General features: G+C 60.1%; 23 protein-coding genes and 1 tRNA gene. 5 read left to right on the top strand and 19 right to left on the bottom strand.

Annotated elements, in window-relative coordinates:
• Positions 1–7 precede the first annotated feature (7 nt).
• The 6 genes from iscA to trmJ form a co-directional block, all read right to left on the bottom strand.
• A complete protein-coding gene (gene iscA, locus ACIQUI_RS15295; RefSeq protein ID WP_060511418.1) occupies positions 8–331 on the bottom strand; it encodes an iron-sulfur cluster assembly protein IscA in 324 nt (107 codons plus the stop codon).
• Positions 332–359: 28 nt separating this feature from the next.
• The gene (iscU, locus tag ACIQUI_RS15290) at positions 360–746 is read right to left on the bottom strand and encodes a Fe-S cluster assembly scaffold IscU (protein ID WP_003248539.1); all 387 of its coding nucleotides are present in this window, start codon (positions 744–746) and stop codon (positions 360–362) included.
• A gap of 47 nt (positions 747–793) precedes the next feature.
• Positions 794–2,008, bottom strand: coding sequence for an IscS subfamily cysteine desulfurase (locus ACIQUI_RS15285; protein WP_391124432.1), 1,215 nt, complete (start codon positions 2,006–2,008; stop codon positions 794–796).
• Positions 2,009–2,054: 46 nt separating this feature from the next.
• The gene (gene iscR / locus ACIQUI_RS15280; RefSeq protein WP_008092572.1) at positions 2,055–2,546 is read right to left on the bottom strand and encodes a Fe-S cluster assembly transcriptional regulator IscR; all 492 of its coding nucleotides are present in this window, start codon (positions 2,544–2,546) and stop codon (positions 2,055–2,057) included.
• A gap of 179 nt (positions 2,547–2,725) precedes the next feature.
• Positions 2,726–3,511, bottom strand: coding sequence for a serine O-acetyltransferase (gene cysE / locus ACIQUI_RS15275; RefSeq protein WP_391124428.1), 786 nt, complete (start codon positions 3,509–3,511; stop codon positions 2,726–2,728).
• Positions 3,512–3,514: 3 nt separating this feature from the next.
• A complete protein-coding gene (gene trmJ, locus ACIQUI_RS15270) occupies positions 3,515–4,267 on the bottom strand; it encodes a tRNA (cytosine(32)/uridine(32)-2'-O)-methyltransferase TrmJ (RefSeq protein WP_403199932.1) in 753 nt (250 codons plus the stop codon).
• Positions 4,268–4,418: 151 nt separating this feature from the next.
• Here trmJ and suhB point away from each other — a divergent pair, with 151 nt between their 5' ends.
• Positions 4,419–5,237, top strand: coding sequence for an inositol-phosphate phosphatase (suhB, locus tag ACIQUI_RS15265; protein WP_391124422.1), 819 nt, complete (start codon positions 4,419–4,421; stop codon positions 5,235–5,237).
• Between the two features lie 186 nt (positions 5,238–5,423).
• On the opposite strand, the gene ACIQUI_RS15260 is transcribed toward suhB, so the two are convergent.
• The 6 genes from ACIQUI_RS15260 to queA all read right to left on the bottom strand — a co-directional run bounded on the left by ACIQUI_RS15260 (position 5,424) and on the right by queA (position 11,490).
• Entirely contained in the window at positions 5,424–5,966 is a 543-nt protein-coding gene (locus tag ACIQUI_RS15260) for a glycine zipper 2TM domain-containing protein (RefSeq protein WP_403199929.1), read from the bottom strand.
• 121 nt (positions 5,967–6,087) lie between these two features.
• On the bottom strand, positions 6,088–6,996 hold the full coding sequence (secF, locus tag ACIQUI_RS15255; protein WP_009682047.1) for a protein translocase subunit SecF: 909 nt from the start codon (positions 6,994–6,996) through the stop codon (positions 6,088–6,090).
• A 10-nt stretch (positions 6,997–7,006) separates the two neighbouring features.
• Positions 7,007–8,869 (bottom strand): protein translocase subunit SecD, encoded by a 1,863-nt coding sequence (secD, locus tag ACIQUI_RS15250; RefSeq protein ID WP_060501849.1) that lies wholly within the window; start codon positions 8,867–8,869, stop codon positions 7,007–7,009.
• 63 nt (positions 8,870–8,932) lie between these two features.
• On the bottom strand, positions 8,933–9,268 hold the full coding sequence (gene yajC / locus ACIQUI_RS15245; protein WP_403199925.1) for a preprotein translocase subunit YajC: 336 nt from the start codon (positions 9,266–9,268) through the stop codon (positions 8,933–8,935).
• A 42-nt stretch (positions 9,269–9,310) separates the two neighbouring features.
• On the bottom strand, positions 9,311–10,426 hold the full coding sequence (gene tgt / locus ACIQUI_RS15240; RefSeq protein ID WP_403200189.1) for a tRNA guanosine(34) transglycosylase Tgt: 1,116 nt from the start codon (positions 10,424–10,426) through the stop codon (positions 9,311–9,313).
• Positions 10,427–10,440: 14 nt separating this feature from the next.
• Entirely contained in the window at positions 10,441–11,490 is a 1,050-nt protein-coding gene (gene queA / locus ACIQUI_RS15235; RefSeq protein WP_403199922.1) for a tRNA preQ1(34) S-adenosylmethionine ribosyltransferase-isomerase QueA, read from the bottom strand.
• A gap of 106 nt (positions 11,491–11,596) precedes the next feature.
• Here queA and ACIQUI_RS15230 point away from each other — a divergent pair.
• Positions 11,597–11,681: transfer RNA gene (locus ACIQUI_RS15230), tRNA-Leu, on the top strand.
• A 353-nt stretch (positions 11,682–12,034) separates the two neighbouring features.
• Here ACIQUI_RS15230 and ACIQUI_RS15225 read toward each other — a convergent pair.
• From ACIQUI_RS15225 to ACIQUI_RS15205, 5 genes are all read right to left on the bottom strand, one after another.
• On the bottom strand, positions 12,035–14,515 hold the full coding sequence (locus ACIQUI_RS15225; RefSeq protein ID WP_403199920.1) for a TonB-dependent siderophore receptor: 2,481 nt from the start codon (positions 14,513–14,515) through the stop codon (positions 12,035–12,037).
• A 116-nt stretch (positions 14,516–14,631) separates the two neighbouring features.
• Positions 14,632–15,573: a FecR domain-containing protein gene (locus ACIQUI_RS15220; protein WP_403199918.1), complete on the bottom strand. Its 942-nt coding sequence runs from the start codon at positions 15,571–15,573 to the stop codon at positions 14,632–14,634.
• Positions 15,573–16,079, bottom strand: a complete 507-nt coding sequence (locus tag ACIQUI_RS15215; protein ID WP_403199915.1) for a sigma-70 family RNA polymerase sigma factor — start codon at positions 16,077–16,079, stop codon at positions 15,573–15,575. Before ACIQUI_RS15215 ends, ACIQUI_RS15220 begins: the two co-directional genes overlap by 1 nt.
• A gap of 179 nt (positions 16,080–16,258) precedes the next feature.
• Positions 16,259–17,326, bottom strand: coding sequence for a hypothetical protein (locus ACIQUI_RS15210; RefSeq protein WP_403199912.1), 1,068 nt, complete (start codon positions 17,324–17,326; stop codon positions 16,259–16,261).
• 114 nt (positions 17,327–17,440) lie between these two features.
• A complete protein-coding gene (locus ACIQUI_RS15205) occupies positions 17,441–18,757 on the bottom strand; it encodes a Fic family protein (RefSeq protein WP_403199910.1) in 1,317 nt (438 codons plus the stop codon).
• A 321-nt stretch (positions 18,758–19,078) separates the two neighbouring features.
• Here ACIQUI_RS15205 and ACIQUI_RS15200 point away from each other — a divergent pair, with 321 nt between their 5' ends.
• Both ACIQUI_RS15200 and ACIQUI_RS15195 read left to right on the top strand, forming a co-directional pair.
• Positions 19,079–19,726 (top strand): trypsin-like peptidase domain-containing protein, encoded by a 648-nt coding sequence (locus ACIQUI_RS15200; protein ID WP_403200186.1) that lies wholly within the window; start codon positions 19,079–19,081, stop codon positions 19,724–19,726.
• Between the two features lie 175 nt (positions 19,727–19,901).
• The gene (locus ACIQUI_RS15195; RefSeq protein WP_403199907.1) at positions 19,902–20,381 is read left to right on the top strand and encodes a GNAT family N-acetyltransferase; all 480 of its coding nucleotides are present in this window, start codon (positions 19,902–19,904) and stop codon (positions 20,379–20,381) included.
• Here the strand turns inward: ACIQUI_RS15195 and ACIQUI_RS15190 are convergent.
• A complete protein-coding gene (locus ACIQUI_RS15190) occupies positions 20,378–20,674 on the bottom strand; it encodes an addiction module antidote protein (RefSeq protein WP_391124405.1) in 297 nt (98 codons plus the stop codon). The genes ACIQUI_RS15195 and ACIQUI_RS15190 overlap by 4 nt on opposite strands.
• On the bottom strand, positions 20,671–20,964 hold the full coding sequence (locus ACIQUI_RS15185) for a type II toxin-antitoxin system RelE/ParE family toxin (protein ID WP_403199903.1): 294 nt from the start codon (positions 20,962–20,964) through the stop codon (positions 20,671–20,673). The genes ACIQUI_RS15190 and ACIQUI_RS15185 overlap by 4 nt, the downstream gene beginning before the upstream one ends.
• 223 nt (positions 20,965–21,187) lie before the next feature.
• Here ACIQUI_RS15185 and ACIQUI_RS15180 point away from each other — a divergent pair, with 223 nt between their 5' ends.
• Positions 21,188–22,081 (top strand): bestrophin family protein, encoded by an 894-nt coding sequence (locus tag ACIQUI_RS15180; protein WP_403199901.1) that lies wholly within the window; start codon positions 21,188–21,190, stop codon positions 22,079–22,081.
• Positions 22,082–22,195: the final 114 nt, after the last annotated feature.

The following is a 22,195-nucleotide window of genomic DNA, read 5'->3' as shown; positions in this document are numbered from 1 at the left end:
GCCAGCCTCAAACGTTGAAGCTTTCGCCGCAGCCACACTCACCGCGCACGTTGGGGTTGTTGAACTTGAAGCCTTCGTTCAACCCTTCCTTGACGAAATCCAGTTCGGTGCCGTCGAGGTAGACCAGGCTCTTGGGATCGATGATCACCTTCACGCCGTGGTTCTCGAACACCGTGTCTTCGTCCGCCAGTTCGTCGACGAACTCCAGCACGTAGGCCAGGCCCGAGCAACCGGTGGTGCGCACGCCCAGGCGAATGCCCTCACCCTTGCCGCGCCCGTCGAGGGAGCGGCGAATGTGGTTGGCGGCGGCTTCTGTCATGCTGATAGCCATCAGGACTCCTTACCTTGCAACAGGCGACTTAGATCAAGCCTTTCTTCTGCTTGTAATCGCGTACGGCTGCCTTGATGGCATCCTCGGCGAGTACCGAGCAGTGGATCTTGACCGGCGGCAACGCCAGTTCTTCGGCCAGCTGGGTGTTCTTGATGGTTTCGGCTTCGTCCAGGGTCTTGCCCTTCATCCACTCGGTGGCGAGGGAGCTGGAAGCGATGGCCGAACCGCAGCCGTAGGTCTTGAACTTGGCGTCTTCGATAACGCCCTGCTCGTTGACCTTGATTTGCAGACGCATCACGTCACCGCACGCTGGGGCGCCGACCATGCCGGTACCGACATCCGGGTCCTCGGCATTCATCTTGCCGACGTTGCGTGGGTTTTCGTAGTGGTCGATGACCTTTTCGCTGTATGCCATGGTGCTATTCCTTCCTCATCAGGGGAGCCGCTCTTGCCGGCGACTGCTTAGTGGGCGGCCCACTCGATCTTGGAGATGTCGACGCCGTCTTTGTACATGTCCCACAGCGGCGACAGTTCACGCAGTTTGTTGACCGCTTCGCAGACTTTCTGCGCGGCGTAGTCGACTTCTTCTTCGCTGGTGAAGCGGCCGAAGGAGAAGCGGATCGAGCTGTGCGCCAGCTCGTCGTTGCGGCCCAGAGCGCGCAGTACGTACGACGGCTCGAGGGACGCGGAGGTGCAGGCCGAACCGGACGATACGGCGATGTCCTTCAGCGACATCAGCAGCGATTCGCCTTCGACGTAGTTGAAGCTCAGGTTCAGGTTGTGCGGTACGCGGGCAGTCTGGCTGCCGTTGACGTACAGCTCTTCAAGGTTGGAGACCTGCTTGAAGAAGCGGTCGCTCAGGGCCTTGATGCGCACGTTTTCCGCGGCCATTTCCTGCTTGGCAATGGCGAAGGCTTCGCCCATGCCGACGATCTGGTGGGTCGGCAGGGTGCCCGAACGCATGCCGCGCTCATGGCCACCGCCGTGAATGATGGCTTCCAGGCGCACGCGCGGCTTGCGGCTGACGTACAGCGCGCCGATGCCTTTCGGGCCGTAGACCTTGTGCGCCGAGAACGACATCAGGTCGACCTTCAGCTTCTGCACGTCGATTTCGACCTTGCCGGCCGACTGGGCGGCGTCAACGTGGAACAGCACGCCGCGCGAACGGGTCAGTTCACCGATGGCAGCGATATCGTTGATCGAGCCCACTTCGTTGTTAACGTGCATCAGCGAGACCAGGATGGTGTCGTCGCGCAGCACTGCTTCAACCATGGCCGGGGTGACGATGCCGTCTTCGCCTGGCTCAAGGTAGGTAACTTCGAAACCTTCACGCTCCAGCTGGCGAGCGGTATCCAGGACCGCCTTGTGCTCGATCTTGGAGGTGATGATGTGCTTGCCCTTGGTCTGATAGAAGTGCGCAACACCTTTCAGCGCGAGGTTGTCGGACTCGGTGGCACCGCTGGTCCAGACAATTTCACGCGGGTCGGCGTTGATCAGCTCGGCAACCTGGCGGCGACCGTTCTCGACCGCTTCTTCGGCTTTCCAGCCGAAAACGTGGGAGCGCGAAGCCGGGTTACCGAAGTTCCCGTCAACCAGCAGGCAGTCGGCCATCTTCTGGGCGACGCGTGGGTCAACCGGAGTGGTCGCGGAGTAATCGAGGTAGATCGGCAACTTCATTTGTCTCTCCTATCAGGCGGTGGCGTCGCTCATCGTCCCTGGGGGATCAATCGACGGCGGACGTCTCAATCTTGTCCAGCTGGGCAGTTCGGCCTGCGACACGACGCAGGTCCTGGCGCTGGGCGACTTCCTGCACCTCACGGCGCATAACGAGGTCGGCCAGGCTGATGCCGCTGAGGAATTCATGGATCTGCTGGCTGAGGTCGCACCACAGGTGGTGGGTCAGGCAGGTATCACCGGCATGGCAGTCCCCGAGGCCCTGGCAACGGGTAGCATCGACCGATTCGTTGACCGCATCGATGACCTGGGCCACCTGGATGGTTTCCATGCCGCGCGACAGCTGGTAACCACCGCCTGGACCACGCACGCTGGAAACCAGGCTGCTGCGGCGCAGCTTGGCGAACAGCTGTTCCAGATAAGAGAGGGAAATGCCCTGGCGCTCGGAAATGTCGGCCAAAGACACCGGCCCATGCTGCGCGTGCAACGCCAGGTCAAGCATGGCGGTCACGGCGTATCGGCCTTTGGTAGTCAGTCGCATGGCTATTGGGTACCACGGGAGTTTCGGGATGTGTACGAGTATGCGATTCCCGAGCATTTAAGTCAACTATTAGACCTACTGCTTTAGTCGGGTTTGCATCGGGGAGGCGGGCGCGATTGTAGCAGACGAGGGGCGTGAGCACACGCCCCGTATGTCACTATGATTTCAGTGCGGAGCAATCAATGCGACTGAGTGTCGCGCTGAGCCGCCTGGGCAACCTCGGTGAAATCGTCTTCAGGCAGGGCCGGCAGCTCCTTGGCGCAATAGTCGCTACCCATCTTGGTCAGGGCGCCACACATCCCCTCCAGCCGCTCGTCGACCGCTTGCAGGTGGTCGAGCATCTGGCCGATGGCACGCGCCACCGGGTCGGGCATGTCGCCGCTGACGCCATACGCATCGAAGCCGATCTTTTCGGCCATGGCCTTGCGCTTGGCCTCGACTTCATTGTCTTCGCTCTTGACGATGATCCGCCCAGGGATGCCCACCGCCGTCGCGCCGGCCGGAACGGCCTTGGTCACCACCGCGTTGGAGCCGATCTTGGCCCCGGCACCGACGGTGAACGGGCCCAGTACCTTGGCCCCCGCCCCTACCACCACGCCGTTTTCCAGGGTGGGGTGGCGCTTGCCCTTGTTCCAGCTGGTGCCACCCAGGGTCACGCCCTGGTAAAGGGTGACGTCGTCGCCGATTTCGGCGGTTTCGCCAATGACGATGCCCATGCCATGGTCAATGAAGAAGCGACGACCGATGGTGGCGCCGGGATGGATCTCGATGCCGGTCATCCAACGGCCAAAGTTGGACACCAGCCGGGCCAGCCACTTGAAATCGCGCTTCCACAGGGCATTGCCCAGGCGGTGCAGCCAGATGGCGTGCATGCCGGGGTAGCAGGTGAGTACCTCGAAGGCATTGCGCGCAGCCGGGTCACGGTGGAATACGCTTTGAATATCTTCACGCAGGCGTTCGAACATCTGTCAGTCCTTCCGTTTATGCGGCTCGCCCCGGACCACTTTCTGGGTCTCGGTGAGGATGCCGCGCAAAATGCTCATTTCCGAACGCTCGACCGCCACCCGCCCGTAGAGCCGGCGCAAGCGCGGCATCAAGTGCTTGGGCTTTTCAGGGTCGAGGAAGCCGATACCCACCAGGGTTTTTTCCAGGTGGTCGTAGAACAGCTCCATTTCGTCCATGGTCGCCAGCTCGCTGGCGTCAACCTTCTCGACTTTCGGCGCTTCACCGGCGGCCAGCCAGGCCATGCGTACCTCGTAGGCGAGCACCTGGACAGCGGCCGCCAGGTTCAGCGAGCTGAAGTCGGGGTTGGACGGAATGTGCACGTGGAAGTGACATCGCTGCAGTTCTTCGTTGGTCAGGCCAGCGTGTTCGCGCCCGAACACCAGGGCGATTTCTTCGCCACCATTGGCATGCTCCACCGCCTTGGCACCGCATTCACGCGGGCCGATCAACGGCCAGGGAATGCTGCGCTCGCGGGCACTGGTGCCCATCACCAGGTTGCAGCCGACCAGCGCCTGTTCAAGGCTGTCGACCACCAGGGCGTTGGCCAGCACATCGTCGGCGCCCGAGGCCCGGGCACTGGCATCCTCGGCGGGGAATTCTTTCGGCTGTACCAGCACCAGGCGCGACAAGCCCATGTTTTTCATGGCACGCGCAGCGCCGCCGATGTTGCCGGGGTGGCTGGTATTGACCAGAACAACACGAATATTTTGCAGCAAGGTGTTGTGCTCACAGATGCAGGAATCAGGGCCTTCGATCTTACAGAACCGACGGACGTAACGCCATGAAAGCAAATGTGACACTTCTGCCGCCAAAGTTTTCTGCTAGAATGGCCGGCTTTCTTCTTTAACATCTCCAGGTGACCCGCCCATGCAGCCTATGCTGAATATCGCCCTGCGCGCCGCTCGCAGCGCCAGTGAACTGATTTTCCGCTCCATCGAACGCCTGGATAGCATCAAGGTGGACGAGAAAGAGGCTAAGGACTACGTTTCCGAAGTTGATCGTGCCGCCGAGCAAAAAATCGTCGACGCGCTGCGCAAGGCCTACCCGAACCACTCCATCCAGGGCGAAGAAACCGGCCTGCACGCGGGTAGCGGCGAAGAAGGCAAGGATTACCTGTGGATCATCGACCCGCTGGACGGCACCACCAACTTCCTGCGTGGCATCCCGCACTTCGCCGTCAGCATCGCCTGCAAATACCGTGGTCGCCTTGAGCACGCCGTAGTGCTCGACCCGGTACGCCAGGAAGAATTCACCGCCAGCCGTGGCCGTGGCGCCCAGCTCAATGGCCGCCGCCTGCGCGTCAGCTCGCGCACCAGCCTGGAAGGCGCCCTGCTGGGCACCGGTTTCCCGTTCCGTGACGGCCAGATGGCTGACATGGACAACTACCTGGGCATGTTCCGCGCCCTGACTGGCCAGACCGCCGGCATCCGCCGCGCCGGCTCCGCCAGCCTGGACCTGGCCTACGTGGCCGCTGGCCGCTTCGACGCCTTCTGGGAGTCGGGCCTGTCCGAGTGGGACATGGCAGCCGGCGTGCTGCTGATCCAGGAAGCCGGTGGCCTGGTGAGCGACTTCAACGGTGGCCACGACTTCCTCGACAAGGGCCACATCGTTGCAGGCAACATCAAGTGCTTCAAGGCCGTGCTGACTGCTATCCAGCCGCACCTGCCAGAGAGCATGAAGCGCTAAGCGCGGATTGCCAGAACGCAAAAAAGCACCCTCGGGTGCTTTTTTTGTGCCTGACAGACTTGTACTACCTGTACTGGCCTCTTCGCGGGCTTGCCCGCTCCCACAGGGATGGCACTAACCTGAAGGACAGCGCTTCACCTGTGGGAGCGGGCAAGCCCGCGAAGAGGCCCGCTCAGGCAACATCAATCACTGGCCAGCTTCACTCAGGATCAGCTTGCCATTCTTGTCCAGCGGAATGGTCGACCCCGGCTCACGGTCCATCTTGACCTTGCCCACCTGGTTACCAATGGAATAGGTCACGTTGTAACCCACCACCTTCTCGCTGATGTCGTTGACCGTATTGCAGCGGGTTTGCGTGGTGGTGTAGGTATCACGCTGCTGCATGCCTTCCTGCACCTTGTTACCGGCATAACCGCCACCGACCGCACCGGCCACGGTGGCGATCTTCTTGCCGGTACCACCACCGATCTGGTTACCCAGCAGGCCGCCGGCAATGGCGCCTACCACGGTACCGGCAATCTGGTGCTGGTCCTTGACCGGTGCCTGGCGCGTCACGGCGACGTCCTTGCACACTTCACGCGGGGTTTTCACTTGCTGCTTGATCGGCTGCACGTCGGTGACCTGGGCGTACTCAGGCCCCTTGTTGACCAAGCTGTAGGTCGCGACAGCACCTCCGGCAGTCACACCGACAGCACCCAGTACCGCACCCACCAGCATTGATTTATTCACGTGAACCTCCTGATCGTACCAGCGGGCATAAACCCGCGCTTCTCCCAGCCTTGGAGCAAAAAAAAAGGCGCGAGTTCAATACTCGCGCCTTTCGCACCGCCAGGCGGTGATGGACTAGCCCTTACGGACGGTCATCCACACCTTCTGCCTTGGTCGGCGGGATCAGGTCTTCGCTGTTCAGGTTCAGCCAGATCAGTACCACGTTGGCGATGTAGATCGACGAGTAGGTACCGGCCATGACGCCGATGAACAGGGCCAGCGAGAAGCCGAACAGGTTGTCACCACCGAAGAACAGCAGCGCGGCAATGGCCAGCAAGGTCGAAACCGAGGTGGCGATGGTACGCAGCAGGGTCTGGGTGGTGGAAACGTTGATGTTCTCGATCAGCGAAGCCTTGCGCATGACGCGGAAGTTTTCACGTACCCGGTCGAACACGACGATGGTGTCGTTCAGCGAGTAACCGATGATCGCCAGCACCGCCGCCAATACCGTCAGGTCGAAGGTGATCTGGAAGAACGACAGGATACCCAGGGTAACCACCACGTCGTGGATCAGCGAGATGATCGCACCCACGGCGAACTTCCACTGGAAGCGGAAGGCCAGGTAGATAAGGATGCCGCCCAGGGCCAGGAGCATGCCCATGCCACCCTGGTCACGCAGCTCTTCACCTACCTGCGGGCCGACGAACTCGACACGCTTGAGCGTGGCGGGGTTGTCACCGCCCGCCTTCTGCAGCGCCGCAGCAACCTTGTTGCCCAGCTGCGGGTCATCACCCGGCATCCGCACCAGCAGGTCGGTGGTAGCGCCAAAGCTTTGCACCACGGCCTCGTGGAAGCCGGAGTCGACCAGCTCGGCACGTACCGCCTTGAGGTCGGCCGGGCGCTCGTAGGTCAGCTCGATCAGCGTACCGCCGGTGAAGTCCAGGCCGAAGTTCAGGCCTTTCTGCCACCAGCTGAACAGCGCCAGCACGGTGAGGAGCACGGTAATGGCGAACGCAACGTTGCGTACGCCCATGAAGTTGATGGTTTTCATCGCAGCTCCCTCAAACCCACAGCTTCTTGATGTCACGCCCGCCACAGGTCAGGTTGACCATTGCGCGGGTCACCATGACGGCGGTGAACATCGAGGTGAAAATCCCGAGGGACATGGTGACCGCAAAGCCCTTGACCGGGCCGGTACCCATGGCGAACAGGATGCCGCCGACCAGCAGGCTGGTCAGGTTGGCGTCGATGATCGCGGTATAGGCGCGGTTGAAACCTTCGTGGATGGCGCGCTGCACCGACATGCCGGCCTTCAGCTCTTCGCGAATACGCGAGAAGATCAGCACGTTGGCGTCCACCGCCATACCCATGGTCAACACGATACCGGCAATACCCGGCAGGGTCAGGGTGGCGCCCAGCAGCGACATCAATGCCAGCAGCAGCACCATGTTGCCCGCCAGGGCGATGGTGGCGATCACGCCGAAGCCCCGGTAGATGGCAATGATGAACAGCGAGACGAACAGCATGCCCCACAGCGACGCATCGATACCCTTGGTGATGTTGTCGGCACCCAGGCTTGGACCAATGGTACGTTCTTCAGCGAAGTACATCGGCGCCGCCAGACCACCGGCACGCAGCAGCAGGGCCAGCTCGGACGATTCACCCTGGCCGTTCAGGCCGGTGATGCGGAACTGGCTGCCCAGCGGCGACTGGATGGTCGCCAGGCTGATGATCTTCTTCTCTTCGACGAAGCTTTGTACGGCAACGTCCTTCTCGACGCCGTCGACGGTCTGCTTGACGTAGCGGGTGACCGGCTTCTGCTCGATGAAGATCACCGCCATGCTGCGGCCAACGTTGCTACGGGTAGCGCGGCTCATCAGCTCGCCACCGTGACCATCCAGACGGATGTTCACCTGTGGGCGGCCGTGCTCGTCAAAGCTGGCCTGGGCGTCGGTTACCTGGTCACCGGTGATGATCAGGCCACGCTCTACCGGGGCGGAGCGGCCGCCTTCGCGGAACTCGAACACCTCGGTAGTGGCTTTGGACGCGCCCGGCTCGGCACCGAAGCGGAACTCCAGGTTGGCGGTTTTACCCAGGATACGCTTGGCTTCGGCAGTGTCCTGCACGCCCGGCAGCTCGACCACGATGCGGTTGGCGCCCTGGCGCTGCACCAGCGGCTCGGCCACGCCCAGCTCGTTGACGCGGTTGCGCACGGTGGTGAGGTTCTGCTTGATCGAGTATTCGCGGATCTCGGCAACTTTTGCCTGGGTCAGCGCCAGACGCAGCACCGCAAGCTCGTTGCGCTCGGTGGTGGTCAGGTCGAAGTCATTGAAATTCTTGCGGATCAGGGCTCGTGCCTGTTCGCGGGTAGCATCGTCAGCGAAGCCCAGCATGATGCCGCCATCCTGCTGAGGCAGGCTGCGGTAGCGGACGCGCTCTTTGCGCAGCAAGGTCTTGACCTCGCCTTCGTAGACTTTCATGCGGGCCGTCATGGCCTTGTCCATGTCCACTTCCAGCAGGAAGTGCACACCACCGGACAGGTCCAGGCCCAGCTTCATCGGGCTTGCACCCAGGTTGCGCAGCCATTGCGGGGTAGTCTGGGCCAGGTTCAGGGCCACGACGTAATCATCGCCCAGTGCCTTGCGCACTACATCCTTGGCTGGCAGCTGGTCTTCCTGATTGGTCAGGCGGATCAGCCCGCTGCCCTTCTCACCCAGGCTTGCGCCCTTGACGGCAATCTTGGCATCGACCAGCGCCTTGCTGACGCGATCGAGGTCGGCCTGGTTCACCTGCAGCGCCGAGCTGGCACCGCTGATCTGCACCGCCGGGTCATCCGGGTAGAGGTTGGGAGCGGAATAAATGAAACCGACCACCAGTACCAGCACGATCAGTGCATATTTCCACAGAGGGTATTTGTTCAGCATCACGCCGCCCGTTCAAGACGCGGGGCGCGTTGCGCGCCCCGACTGGAAAATAAAACCGGTAACTCAGATAGCCTTGAGCGTACCTTTTGGCAGGGTTACCGCAATGGCGCCCTTCTGGAACTTCAGCTCGACAGTGTCGGACACTTCCAGTACCACGAAGTCATCGGAAACCTTGACGATCTTGCCGGCGATGCCGCCGTTGGTGACAACTTCGTCACCTTTCTGCAAGTTGCTCAGCAGGTTCTTCTGCTCTTTGGCACGCTTGGCCTGCGGGCGCCAGATCATCAGGTAGAAGATGACCAGGAAACCGACCAGGAAAATCCACTCGAAGCCGGTACCGGCTGGGCCGGCGGCAGGTGCTGCTGCGTCCGCGTATGCGGCGGGGATCAAGAAGCTCATTGGGCACTCCTAATGTAATTTTCTAATAATGTGTGCGAACAGTCAGTCCAGGGGCGGTACGGGAAGCCCGCGCCTGGCGTAGAAGGCGTCGACAAAGGCGGCCAATTTACCCTGTTGAATAGCCTCGCGTAAACCGGCCATCAAGCGCTGGTAATGGCGCAAGTTGTGGATGGTATTCAGCATGCTGCTCAGCATTTCGCCGCACTTGTCCAGGTGATGCAGATAGGCGCGGGAGAAGTTGGTGCAGGTGTAGCAGTCACAGGTCGGATCCAGCGGCGATTCATCGTGGCGATGGAACGCGTTGCGGATCTTGATCACCCCTGTATCGACGAACAGATGGCCGTTGCGCGCGTTACGCGTCGGCATCACGCAGTCGAACATGTCGACGCCGCGGCGCACACCCTCAACGAGATCTTCCGGTTTGCCTACCCCCATAAGGTAACGAGGTTTGTCAGCAGGCATCTGGCCCGGCAGGTAATCCAGCACCTTGATCATTTCGTGCTTGGGTTCGCCCACCGACAGGCCGCCGATGGCCAGGCCGTCAAAGCCGATGTTTTCCAGGCCTTCCAGCGAGCGCATGCGCAGGTCCTGGTACATGCCGCCCTGGACGATACCGAACAGCGCCGCGGTGTTGTCGGCGTGGGCGTTCTTCGAGCGCTGGGCCCAGCGCAGCGACAGCTCCATGGAGGTGCGCGCCACATCGTGCTCGGCCGGGTACGGGGTGCACTCGTCGAAGATCATTACCACGTCCGAGCCCAGGTCGCGCTGCACCTGCATCGACTCTTCCGGGCCCATGAACACTTTCGAGCCATCGACTGGCGAGGCGAAGGTCACGCCCTCTTCCTTGATCTTGCGCATGGCGCCCAGGCTGAACACCTGGAAGCCACCGGAGTCGGTGAGGATCGGGCCTTTCCACTGCATGAAGTCGTGCAGGCCGTTGTGCTTCTTGATCACCTCGGTGCCCGGGCGCAGCCACAGGTGGAAGGTGTTGCCCAGGATCATCTCGGCGCCAATGGCCTCGATATCGCGTGGCAGCATGCCCTTGACCGTGCCGTAGGTACCCACCGGCATGAATGCCGGGGTTTCCACGGTGCCACGTGGGAAGGTGATGCGGCCACGACGGGCCTTGCCGTCGGTGGCCAGCAGTTCGAAGGACATTCGACAGGTGCGACTCATGCTTGATCCTCGGGGCCACGTGGCGCCGGATTGCGGGTGATGAACATGGCATCACCGTAACTGAAGAAGCGGTACCCGTGCTCGACCGCCGCCGCGTAGGCGGCCATGGTCTCGGGGTAGCCGGCGAAGGCCGAGACCAGCATCAGCAGCGTGGACTCCGGCAGGTGGAAGTTGGTAACCAGGGCATCGACCACATGAAATGGCCGGCCTGGGTAGATGAAGATGTCGGTGTCGCCACTGAAAGCCTTGAGCACGCCATCGCGCGCCGCGCTTTCCAGCGAACGCACGCTGGTAGTGCCCACCGCGATCACCCGGCCACCACGGGCGCGGCAGGCCTCGATGGCATCGACCACATCCTGGCCCACTTCGAGCCACTCTTTATGCATGTGGTGGTCTTCGATCTTGTCGACCCGTACCGGCTGAAAGGTGCCAGCGCCCACGTGCAGGGTCACGAAGGCCCGCTCCACGCCCTTGGCGGCGATCTTTTCCAGCAGCGCCTCGTCGAAATGCAGGCCCGCCGTGGGCGCTGCAACCGCACCGGCACGCTGGGCGTACACGGTCTGGTAGCGCTCACGGTCGGCGCCTTCGTCCGGGCGGTCGATATAGGGCGGCAGCGGCATGTGGCCGACGCGGTCGAGCAGTGGCAGCACCTCTTCGGTGAAGCGCAGCTCGAACAGCGTGTCGTGGCGCGCGACCATTTCGGCCTCGCCACCGCCATCGATGAGGATGACCGCGCCTTCTTTCGGCGCCTTGCTGGCACGCACATGGGCCAGCACCCGGTGGCTGTCGAGCACGCGCTCGACCAGCACTTCCAGCTTGCCGCCGGAGGCTTTCTGGCCAAACAACCGCGCCGGGATCACCCGGGTGTTGTTGAACACCATCAGGTCGCCGGGGCGCAGGTGGTCGAGCAAGTCGGGGAATTGCCGGTGCGAAAGCGCGCCGGTCGGCCCATCGAGCACCAGCAGACGGCTGCCATGGCGCTCGGCCAACGGGTGGCGGGCGATCAGGGAATCAGGGAGTTCGAAGGAGAAATCGGCGACGCGCATGATGATGTTCGGTTCGGCAGGGCCGGGAAGTTTAGCCCAATGTGTGAAAATTGACCATGAAAGCCGATTGACCGACCAGCGGCACCTCTCTATACTGCGCGCCACTGCCCTGATGGCGGAATTGGTAGACGCGGCGGATTCAAAATCCGTTTTCGAAAGGAGTGGGAGTTCGAGTCTCCCTCGGGGCACCAAGATCCGGAAAAAACCGACCTTATGGTCGGTTTTTTTTCGCCTGCGTTTTCTCGCAGCGAGCCCCATGGCTGCCAGCGCCATGCGGCCCCTGTTGGACTTTAGCCACGAACACCGGCAAAGCCGGTGCCAACCACCGCGCTGGATTCTTCGCGGGCTCGCCCGCTCCCACAGGTATTGCGCAATCTTCAGGGTGTTGTCGCGCCTGTGAGAGCAACTGTCTTATTCAAAATCTTCAAGCTCGCGCAATCTCTGTGGGAGCGGGCAAGCCCGCGAACACCGGCAAAGCCGGTGCCATCCACCGCGTCGTCTGCTTCGCGGGCTCGCCCGCTCCCACAGCGAACCCGGCCAGCCGTTAGAAATCCGCCCGCAGGGTAACGGTGTAGTTGCGCGGATCCCCGTAATAGTTCGCCGCATACAGCCAACCAACGCTGGAGAAGTACTTCTTGTCGAACAGGTTGTTGCCGTTCAACGACACGCTGAAGTTCTTGTTGATCTGGTAAGCCACCCGGGCGTTCCAGATGGCATACCCCGCCTGCTCAATCTTGGCTATCCCGTCCGTACCACCAAAGTTGCCGTGGTAGTTGCGGCTCTGGATGTTGGCGCCAGCACCCACGGTCCAAGGTGCCAGTTCGCCAGGCAGGTTGTAGTCCGCCCAGAAGCGCAGCAGGTGCTTGGGCGTATAGGTGTTGAAGGTGCCGCCGGCCTGCGACTCGCCATCAGCCGGGTCGTTGCGGTACTCGGTGTGGGTGTAGGTGTAGCCGGCAAACAGTTGCAGGCGGTCCAGCACCTCGCCGCTGATCTCTGCGTCAAGGCCCTGGGTGCGCACCTTGCCACCGGCCACATAGCAGTTCTCACCACCGTTCACCCCGCACTCCGCGGCCTGGGCGCGGTTTTCCTGGTCGACCTGGAACAGCGCAAAGCTGGTATTCACACGGCCGTCAAACAGCTCACCTTTAAGGCCCATCTCATAGTTGGCGCCGTCGATGGGTTTGAGCGGCGCGTTGTCCACACTCAGTTCGGTTTGCGGCTTGAAGATATCGGCGTAGCTCACGTAGGCCGACCACTGGTCATTCAGCGCGTAGATCAGCCCGCCATAAGGCGTGAACTCGCCGCTTTCGCGCGAATGGGCCGGGGTTGGCGACACGCCGTTGAAACGGTGCAGTTCGTAATCATAGGTGTAATTGCTGGTGCGCCCACCCACTACCAGGGTCAAAGGGTCGGCCAGCTTGTAGCGCGTGACAGCGTACAACCCGTTTTGGCGAATCTTACCTTTGGAAGTGCCGGGGTAGGTGTTGGTAGTGCCATTGCCCAGCAGTTGGTCCTGGGTCGGACGCTGCGGCGAGACCGGGTCGTAGATGTTCATCGGCCCCAGGTTCAGGAAGCCGCCTTGCAAGTCGTCGGTCTTCAAGTCACTGGCGTTGGCGCCTACCACCACTTCGTGCTCCCGGCCAAAGGCGCGCCACTTGCCGGTCAGGTTGATGTCGGCGCCTTTGTTGATGTTCTCGAAGTCGTACATGTAGGCACGCGAGCGCATACCGTCGCCTGTGGCCGGGTCGACGGCACCTCGGCCGAAGCTGTAGAGGATGTAGTTGGTTTCGCGCATGTAGCTGCCGGAAGCCTTCAGGCGCCAGTCTTCGTTGAAGTCGTGGGTAACGTCGGCAAAATAGGTGGTCTGCTTGTTATCCCATTTGTTCCAGTCGGCACCGGTGTAGGTGGAACGGCTGACGTTCACGGCGCTGCCGTCCTTGTTGCGCGGCAGGCCACTGAAGAATGGCGTGGAATGCAGGTCTTCGACACTGGCACCCGCCGCCACCGTGGTGGCGGCGCCGAGGTCGTACTCAAGGATGCCGTAAAGCACGTTCTTGCGGCTTTCGGCGGTGTCGTAGAAGTAGTTCTGGTCTTCGTGACCGGCCACCACACGGCCACGCAGCGAACCATCGGCATTGAGCGGGGCGCCGGCATCGACAGTTTGACGATAGGTATCCCAGGAACCGGCACTGGCAGTAACGGACAAGAACGGGTCGGCTTTCGGCCGTTTGCGCACCAGGTTGATGGCAGCACCGGGGTTGCCGCTGCCCTGCAGCAGGCCGTTGGCACCCCGCAGGATTTCAACACGGTCGTACAACAGCGTGTCGGATGTAAAGCTGCTGCCGATGGCGTAGTACCGGCGGTCGAGTGGCACGCCGTCGTACTGGATGGTTTCCACCTCGAAACCACGGGAGTAGATGTACTTGCCGCCGGACGGGCTTTGCAAGGTGGTAATGCCCGTGGTCTTTTCCAGCACTTCATCCAGGGTATCGAGGCGCTGGTCGTCCATGGCCTTGCGCGTGACCACGCTGACCGACTGGGGGATGTCCTTCAGGCGGTGGGTGCCCTTGCCGATGGTGACGGCGCTGGCGGTGTAGCTGCCCGAGCCTTCGGTGGTTGCACTGTCCTGGATACCGTTGATGTTCAGCGGCTCGAGGTTCAGGGCCTCGCCACCAGAAGCGCCACCTAGCGGCAGGGGCTGCAGGCCATAGACGTTGTTGCCACGACGCACCGCTTGCAAGCCGGTCCCCGCCAGCAATTGCTGGAAACCTTCCTCGATAGCGTAGTGCCCCTGCAGCCCCGGGCTGGACATGCCACGGGTCAGCTCCGAGGTGTATTGCAGGGTAAACCCTCCCTCACTGGCGAAGCGAGCCAGCACCTGGGCCAGGCTGCCGGACGCGATGCTATAGGCTTGCGGCGCCTGCACGGGCGCGGCCAGGGCATGCACGCCGGCACCTTGCAAAGCGATGGCCAGTGCACTCAGGGCGAGCACACGTCGATAACCCGGCACGCGAGCCTTACCCATACGGAAATCGGTCGTGGCGACCGGTGAAGAAGAGCGGATCATTGAGAAATTGTCCCTTTATGTGTGGCAGTTCCACAGGTAAGGACTGATGAGTTGCGAAAACGGGCCAATTCTCATTAACGTTGTTTTACCGTGACCCAGTAGCGGGTGCGGTAATCCACTTGCACCGGCAACGTGGCGGATAGCGCAGCGAGGATGGCGTCGGTGTTTTCCAGCTGGAAGGCGCCACTGATCAGCAGTTGCCCGACTTCGGGCTGGCAACGCAGCCAGCCCGATCGATACCGCCCCAGCTCGCCGAGGAACTTGCGCAAAGGCATCTCGTCGACCACCAGCTGACCGCGGGTCCACTGGCTGTCCTGCTCACGTGAAGGGGCAACGGCGCCCTCCCCTTTGCCATCGAACGTCACTTGCTGGCCAGCGGCAAGGGTTTGCCGTGGCCCATGGTTTGGCGTAATCAGCACCGCGCCCTCAAACACGGCCAGCTGGGTCGCGCCTTCGCGCTGACGAACCAGAAAGCGCGTACCCAAGGCTTCCAGCAGCCCCTGCTCGCTGGTAACCCTCAGTGGCCGATGTCGGGGGCTGCTGCTGTCCGGCCCGCTTTCGATCAGGATCTCGCCACGGCGCAGGCTGATCAGGCGTTGCCGGGCATCGAAATCCACATCCACTTCGGTATCGGTATTCAGGTCGAGCAACGTGCCATCTGCCAGCGTTAGCTGTTTGTGCTGGCCAACACCGGTGGCGTAGGCGCCGTAAGGCACGATTTGGCGATATCCCACGTAGCCAAGCGGCGCGACGATAGCCAACGCCAGCATCTGCTTCATCAACTGCCGGCGTTCACGGTTCAAGGTGCCCATGGCCAGTTGCTGCGGCAACATGCCCAACCGGGCCTGAACCCGTAGTGCCTTCTGCCAGGCCCGCTCATGCTCGGGCGCCGCCGCGCGCCAGCGGCTACAGGCAGCGCGCTGGGCCGGGCTGACGGCCTCGTCGAGCATCAACATGTGCCAGTTGGCGGCTTGCCGAGCTACTTCCGGGGTGATGCGCAGTTGCTGGCTGGGCATCAGAAATCGTCTTCGAAGAGGATGCAGGCTTGCAGGGCGTTGGCCATGTGCCGCTTGACCGTGCGCTCGCCAATGCCCAGACGGCGCGCTACCTCGATGTAGGTCAGGCCCTCCAGTTGCACCAGCAGGAACACCGAGCGCACCACCGGCTTGAAGGTGTCGAGCAGTGCGTCCAGCTGCTGCAGGGTTTCGCGCATTTCCCACTGGTCTTCGGCGGACAGCGCGAACAACTCAGGCAATTGCGCGAGCATTTCCAGATAGGCACGCTCCAGTGACTGGCGGCGGAAATGGTCATGGACCAGGCGCCGGCTGACCGTTGCCAGGTAGGCACGGGGGCGTTGCAGGCTGAAGCTCGCGCCAGCTTTCTGCTGGGCCTGTAGTATCCGCAGGAAGGTGTCCTGTGCCAGGTCGGCAGCTTGCGCCGAGCAGCCCAGCCGGCGGTACAGCCACTGCTTGAGCCATCCATTGTGCTCGGCATAGACCTGACTCAGATCGTCGTTAATCACGGGGCATCCCTCCGGGCGAGGATGGCACCTTAGATGATAACGATTATCAGATCAATTATTCCTGTACGGGCTCTACCTCCAGTCATCGCGACTCGATGGGCCCACGGCTCTATCCCGATCGAAGCCTTAGTCACCTCAAGACCAATAACAGATACGCTGATTTACGTATTTCTACATACTCAAAATGCTACTACTTCAACCTCATCGAGATGCTCCTCAAAGTAAGATGCCACTTTAGCTGACGCATCAGGTAAAAATATGGTTATTTTCTTACCTAACTTCCGCTTCATCTTGATAATTTCTTGCGCCCACGGGACATCACTGTAAGTCACATGTTTTGGGGCCACTACGTACAGCCTGTTGCACTTTAACAAATTTTCGTCACCCAAATCGTCCTCCATCAGCTTCATCCAAAGTTCGAATCTGGGAAGATCAATAACACAAGGATTGTACTCAGCCAATTCAGACGAATTATTTGCGAAAGGAATATAAATTGTATTTATTCCTCTATCATCATGGCATGCACTGATAGCATTCACTCTCAGCACGTCAAGTAACGCACGATAAGCTTCGCCTCCTCCGCGCCCCGCCCCAGGCGTGGCTAAAACTTCCCAATCGAATGGTTCTGAGGAATACAAAATCTTAACTGAGCCTTTGCCGAACGCAACATCTACTTCAGTAGAAACAGTGTGATCAAAAACATTTCTAACACACTCTATTAAAAAGTCCTTCAAAGCATCATATGTAGGCTTTCCCCATATTGCCTTGACGCAACAATCTGAAATGGCATCCGCGATTAACTCCCTATACTCAGCCCCTCTCTCAAGGCGTAGTGTACTAGGCGCCATACCAATAGCGAACAATTGACTACTTCCGTCAAGCTCAACGCCTTGAAAAAATTGCCTGATTTCGGCTTTTTTTTCCGCTATCCTTTTCCATATTTTCAGTTGCTCAACGGTGTACTTCACTTCATCACAGTCGATCAATCTGCCGTGGGTGGCGCAGCACCAAATCCCATTCTCAATAGATGAACGCTGCTCGGAAGTCTGTTCTGGGTCATACCTCCTCGCACCTCTACCAGAGGATGCCGAGCAGATGTGCGCCGCTGTGCCAGTATTGGCTGAGGCAGACGAACTTTCTTCACTAGGACCACTGGTAGCGAGCCCGCACCCTGGCATTGAGCAAACATTTCCGGCTCTAGCAGCAAGTCTACGCTTTGTATCTTCAGAGAAATCGTCTCTTGCCATTAAATGATCCTTCGCAAAATAGCTTTGCCTAGTTTAACCGCCACATTTGAGCTTACCTCCAGAGCAAGCTCGCAATCACAAATCCATAAACTCGACACCTTCATGAAATCAACTCTAGCAGGGTCGTCCGGCACCGATCCAGTCACTGACCTGCTTCATGCTCAGCCGATACCGGGCACAATTATGGAGCGCGAGAGCATCCAGCTCCGCTCGCAGGAGAGGCTCGAATCGCAACTTCTCCTGATCCGACAACAGCAGTTCAGCCACAACCTCCCCCGCACACCGCTTTTCGCGCACAACGGCACCAATAGCCTCGTTCAGTGCTTCTCGGTATTGCAAGCGAACCGGGTCAGGAACACCCATGGCCTCAAGCATCACCCCATACTTGCTGATGGATCGTCGATAAACCCAGACGAACAGATCCACTGCCATGGCCATATTGCGTTGCTCATAAACTCCCATCATGGCTAACGCATAGTCCTCCATCGGCACATCCAGGAATGACAGCGGCGCGCAGTTGTAGAGCATCAAGGGGATGTTCGCAGCCAACCGACTTGTACGTTTGTTGCCATCCTCAAAGGGTTGCAAATACGCGAGGTTAACCCATAAAAAGAAGGCTGCCTCGACAGGGCTCTTGATCCTCCGGGCCTTGTCGAGAATCTCCTCGAACATCTCTTCCAGCAGCGAGGGAAGCTGGGTGGGAAAGTAAGTGGTGCCACTGATATTGACCACTGTCTGGCGTATACTGCCCAAGGCACAGCTGTCCGCCAGCAGATCCTGCATCAGAAGGGAATGCAGGTTACGAACTACCGCTGCATTCAGGCCGTATTCCGGGACAGCATCAACCATGAACTCGATGGCCGCCTTGTGGTTCAGCAGCATGACTGCATCCAGGTCGCCATCAGTAACACCGTTCTTGAACAGCAGCTCGGTGTCGAGCAGGCTGTAGCGGTTACCTTCCAGCCGTGAAGATGACCAGGAGAGATCAATCAGCAAAGGTTCCAGTACCTTGCGCGCGTAGGTGCCTGCCGGCTGTTGCCCTTTCATTCGGCCCTCAACCTCAAGCACGGCGGCAAGCTCACTCGGAAGCCAGACAGTTTGATTGGGAAGGTAGCTGTCAACGAGGCTTCGCTGATAGGTGACTATCTCTCGCATCGCAAGCGGTTGAAGCAGGGACGCTCGAAGAGAGCAACTCTCTGGCGACCAAAGAAAGCCCGTCTGCACAACATCCGGGAAAGATTGGGATGGGGGCGAGACAAGCCGGTAACGGGCAGTCCTTCCCTCTCTTTGCCTTTCAATCTCGCCAGCCCCCAACAGTACATCCAGATGCCGCTTGACTGTTGACCAACTGACGCTCAAGCGCTCTGCAAGCTCTCGTGAACTGAGGGTCTGTCCATTCGTCAGGGCTAGCAAGATCTTGCTCGTCAACATTATGAGGTCTCCGCACACAGCTCAATATAGCTCAATATAGCTCAATATAGCTCAATATAGCTCAATACAGCCCAACACAGCTCATTCTTGCCAGAACAGCCACTCGCTTTTTTCCCAAATTGGCGCCGCGCCATTGACCTCAGGGCCTGCAGCCATACCCGCATTCTATTGGCCGCCCACCTGACTAGCACTTAAGCTGTCATTCATCGGATATATGCCGAAAGTATTGATACCTTAATGGCACTTAGCCATAGTTGCGCTCACTTCCCACCACGCCCTGTGTGACCCATGAAAACAATCGCGCCCTGCATGGCGGCAATGATGCTGCTCAGTGGGTGCAATGGAGTGCCAACCTCGTACGTTTCCGATCCCGTCTACAGCCAGGCTTTCGTGGTCACCTCCGGTGCCCCGTTGCCGATGTTGCTGATGGCCAGTGCCATCCAGTGGAACGAGGATTACGCGGTAACCGCCAAACACACCCCCTTCCTGCGCAACGTGGTCCACGAGGGCCTCGGTGACGTGGTGTTCTTCAAGCACAAGGCCAGCAGCGTGCCGCTCTGGCGCCAGTATGTGCCTGGCGAGGCGGTGACAGCGGTGGGTTTCAACAGCTTCATGATGCCGATGCAGGGCAAGGGCCATGCAATGCCATCACTGGTAAGGCTTGAGGGCACGCCAGGCAGCGTCTTCTACTCGGTGCACGACGGCCCGATCACCAAAGGCATGTCGGGTGGGCCAGTGTTCGCCGATGACGGCAAGGTGCTCGGGATCAACGTCGCCATCATTCCTACGAGCGAAATCGATGCCGGCAAGCGCCCGGATCTGGCTGGCAAGGAGCGCATCAGCGTGTTCATGTCGTTCAACGAGATCGACAAGGAATGGCGGCGCTTTCAGTACCTGACGGCAAACAAGGGCAAGCCTCAGGCACCGGCTGCGGTCAAAGGCTACGTGGCGGTTGCCGCCAAGCGGTGAGGCCGGCCGGGTCGCGCTTGTGGATGGAAAGCGGCTTATGATGTGAGGCTGATGGCCCTTTCGCGGGCAAGCCCGCTCCCACAGGACCTGCACAGGCTTCGAGACCTGTGCAGTACCTGTGGGAGCGGGCTTGCCCGCGAAGAGGCCCTGACAGCCAGCGCAAGAAGGACCTGCCATGCACCTGACCCACCGCCCCGTCCAGCCCGACGACATCCCCGCCATCTGCAGCTTCCCGCAAAGCCCGGACGAACTGTTCTACATGTTCCCCAAAGCCACTTACCCCCTCACCCCGGCCCAGTTGAGCGATGCCATCGCCCAGCGCAGTGGGTCCACGGTGGTGGAAGGCAACGGCAAGATCCTGGCCTTCGCCAATTTCTACAAAGCCGAACACGGCGGCGTGTGCGCCCTGGGTAATGTGGTAGTGGTGCCCAGCGTGCGCGGCCTTGGGGTAGCGCGCTACCTGGTTAGCGCCATGATAGAACTTGCCCGCCAGCAATATGCAGCCACAGAAATGTGGGTGTCATGCTTCAATCACAACACTGCGGGGTTGCTGCTTTATCCACAACTGGGCTTTGTGCCGTTCGGCATCGAGGAACGGCAGGCCTGGAATGGCACGCGGGTGGCGCTGGTGCAGATGAGGCAGGTGTTCAGCTAACGGGGCACGGCATGCGGCTGAACGAGAAGGTCGACACCCAAGGCTCGAATGACTTTCAAGACAGTGTCAAACCGCGGCTTTGCGCCAGGGCTCAGAGCCTTGTAAAGGCTTTCTCTCCCCAAGCCGCTTTCAGCAGCGATCTGGGTCATCCCTCGTGCACGCGCGATATGTCCCAATGCTCGAATGATTTCCTCGGTATCACCATCTGATAGCACCTGGCTAAGGTACTCACTGATCGCCTCATCACTGTTCAACAGCGCTGCAATATCAAACGGAATCAGTTTTTCGCTCATTTCATCTCCTTCAGCAGCTTTCGGGCCTTGAGAATATCGGCAGCTTGGGTGGACTTGTCGCCGCCAACCAGCAACACAACCAGCCTGTTTCCCTTTTGCGTGAAATAGACACGATACCCGGCTGCCACATCGACCCGCAGCTCACCAATACCGCCTCCAAGCCATTTGAAGTCACCTAGATTGCCCATCGCCGCTCGCTCCAGTCTGCGACCAATCGCAAGCTGAGCCCTTAAATCTCTCAAGCTGGACAGCCAAGCTGCAAAACTCTCCGTCTGTTCTACGAGAAACACCAAGCGCTCACCCAATCGTATCCGTACGGATACACATTTTTCAAGTATTGAAGTGTTCAACTCTGTCGCCCCTCATCCGTGATGGGAATTCAGGCACTTCTCATAACCAGGTCAGACTTTTCTCTTCACATCAGCTCCTAAATCCCTTGCAACATTCGGCACCCGAACCTTCGACGCCCCTCGGCGTCCGATCCTGCATCCCCTGCATTCCGAGGTACCCCGCGTGAAAGACATCATCACCCGCAAGTACCGCCTGGTCGTAAAGACCATCGGCTACATCGGCTGGTCGCTGTTCTGGCTGCTGATCTGGGATGTGCTGGTCACCATCGACTTCATGCTGTTCTTCAACAGCAAGTTCACCTTGCCGCTGATCCCGTTGACCTTGCTGGGCTCGGCGCTGGTGGTGCTGGTGAGTTTTCGCAACAGCAGCGCCTACAACCGCTGGTGGGAGGCGCGTACCTTGTGGGGGGCGCTGGTGAACGGGTCGCGCAGTTTTGCGCGGCAGACGCTGACCCTGATCGATGACCCTGACGACGGCCTGAACCCGGTCAAGGCCACGCTGTTGCGCAGGCATATCGCCTATGTGAACTGCCTGGCGGCTCACTTGAAGGGTGAAAGCTGCCCGGATGAACTGATGGCCTTCATACCGCCGGCCGAGTTTGAACGGCGTAACCGCTCGAACAACTTCGCCAATGACATTCTCGGCGGTTCGGCGGCCCTGTTGGCGCGGGAATACCAGGCCGGGCGGCTGGACAGCATTCGCCTGGCACGACTGGAGTCGACATTGGTCGACCTGTCCAATGCCCAGGGCGGCATGGAGCGGATTGCCAATACGCCGCTGCCCTACCCTTATGTGTATTTTCCGCGGCTGTTCATCACCCTGTTCTGTTTGATTGTGCCAGTGGGGCTGGTGGAGTCGCTGGGCTGGTTCACGCCGCTGGCTTCGACGGTGGTGGGGTTCATGTTGCTGGCCATCGAGCGGATTGGCACGGATTTGCAGAGCCCGTTCCGGTTCAGTGAGCACCAGATCCAGATGGACAGCATTTGCGAGACGATCGAGCGCAACCTGGAGTCGATGCAGCGGGAGGCGCAGTGTGCCGAGGTGGCGGGAGCCTGAAAGAACTTGGGGCTGCTTTGCAGCCCATCGCGACACAAGGCCGCTCCTATGTATGGACTCGCCCACACTGTCTAATTGCTTTTGAACATAGGAACCCGGTTGCATCTATGTATC

Origin of the sequence: Pseudomonas sp. NPDC090592, assembly GCF_044769185.1 — a bacterium.
Lineage (GTDB): Bacteria > Pseudomonadota > Gammaproteobacteria > Pseudomonadales > Pseudomonadaceae > Aquipseudomonas.
This window is presented reverse-complemented; position numbering and strand designations above follow the sequence as displayed.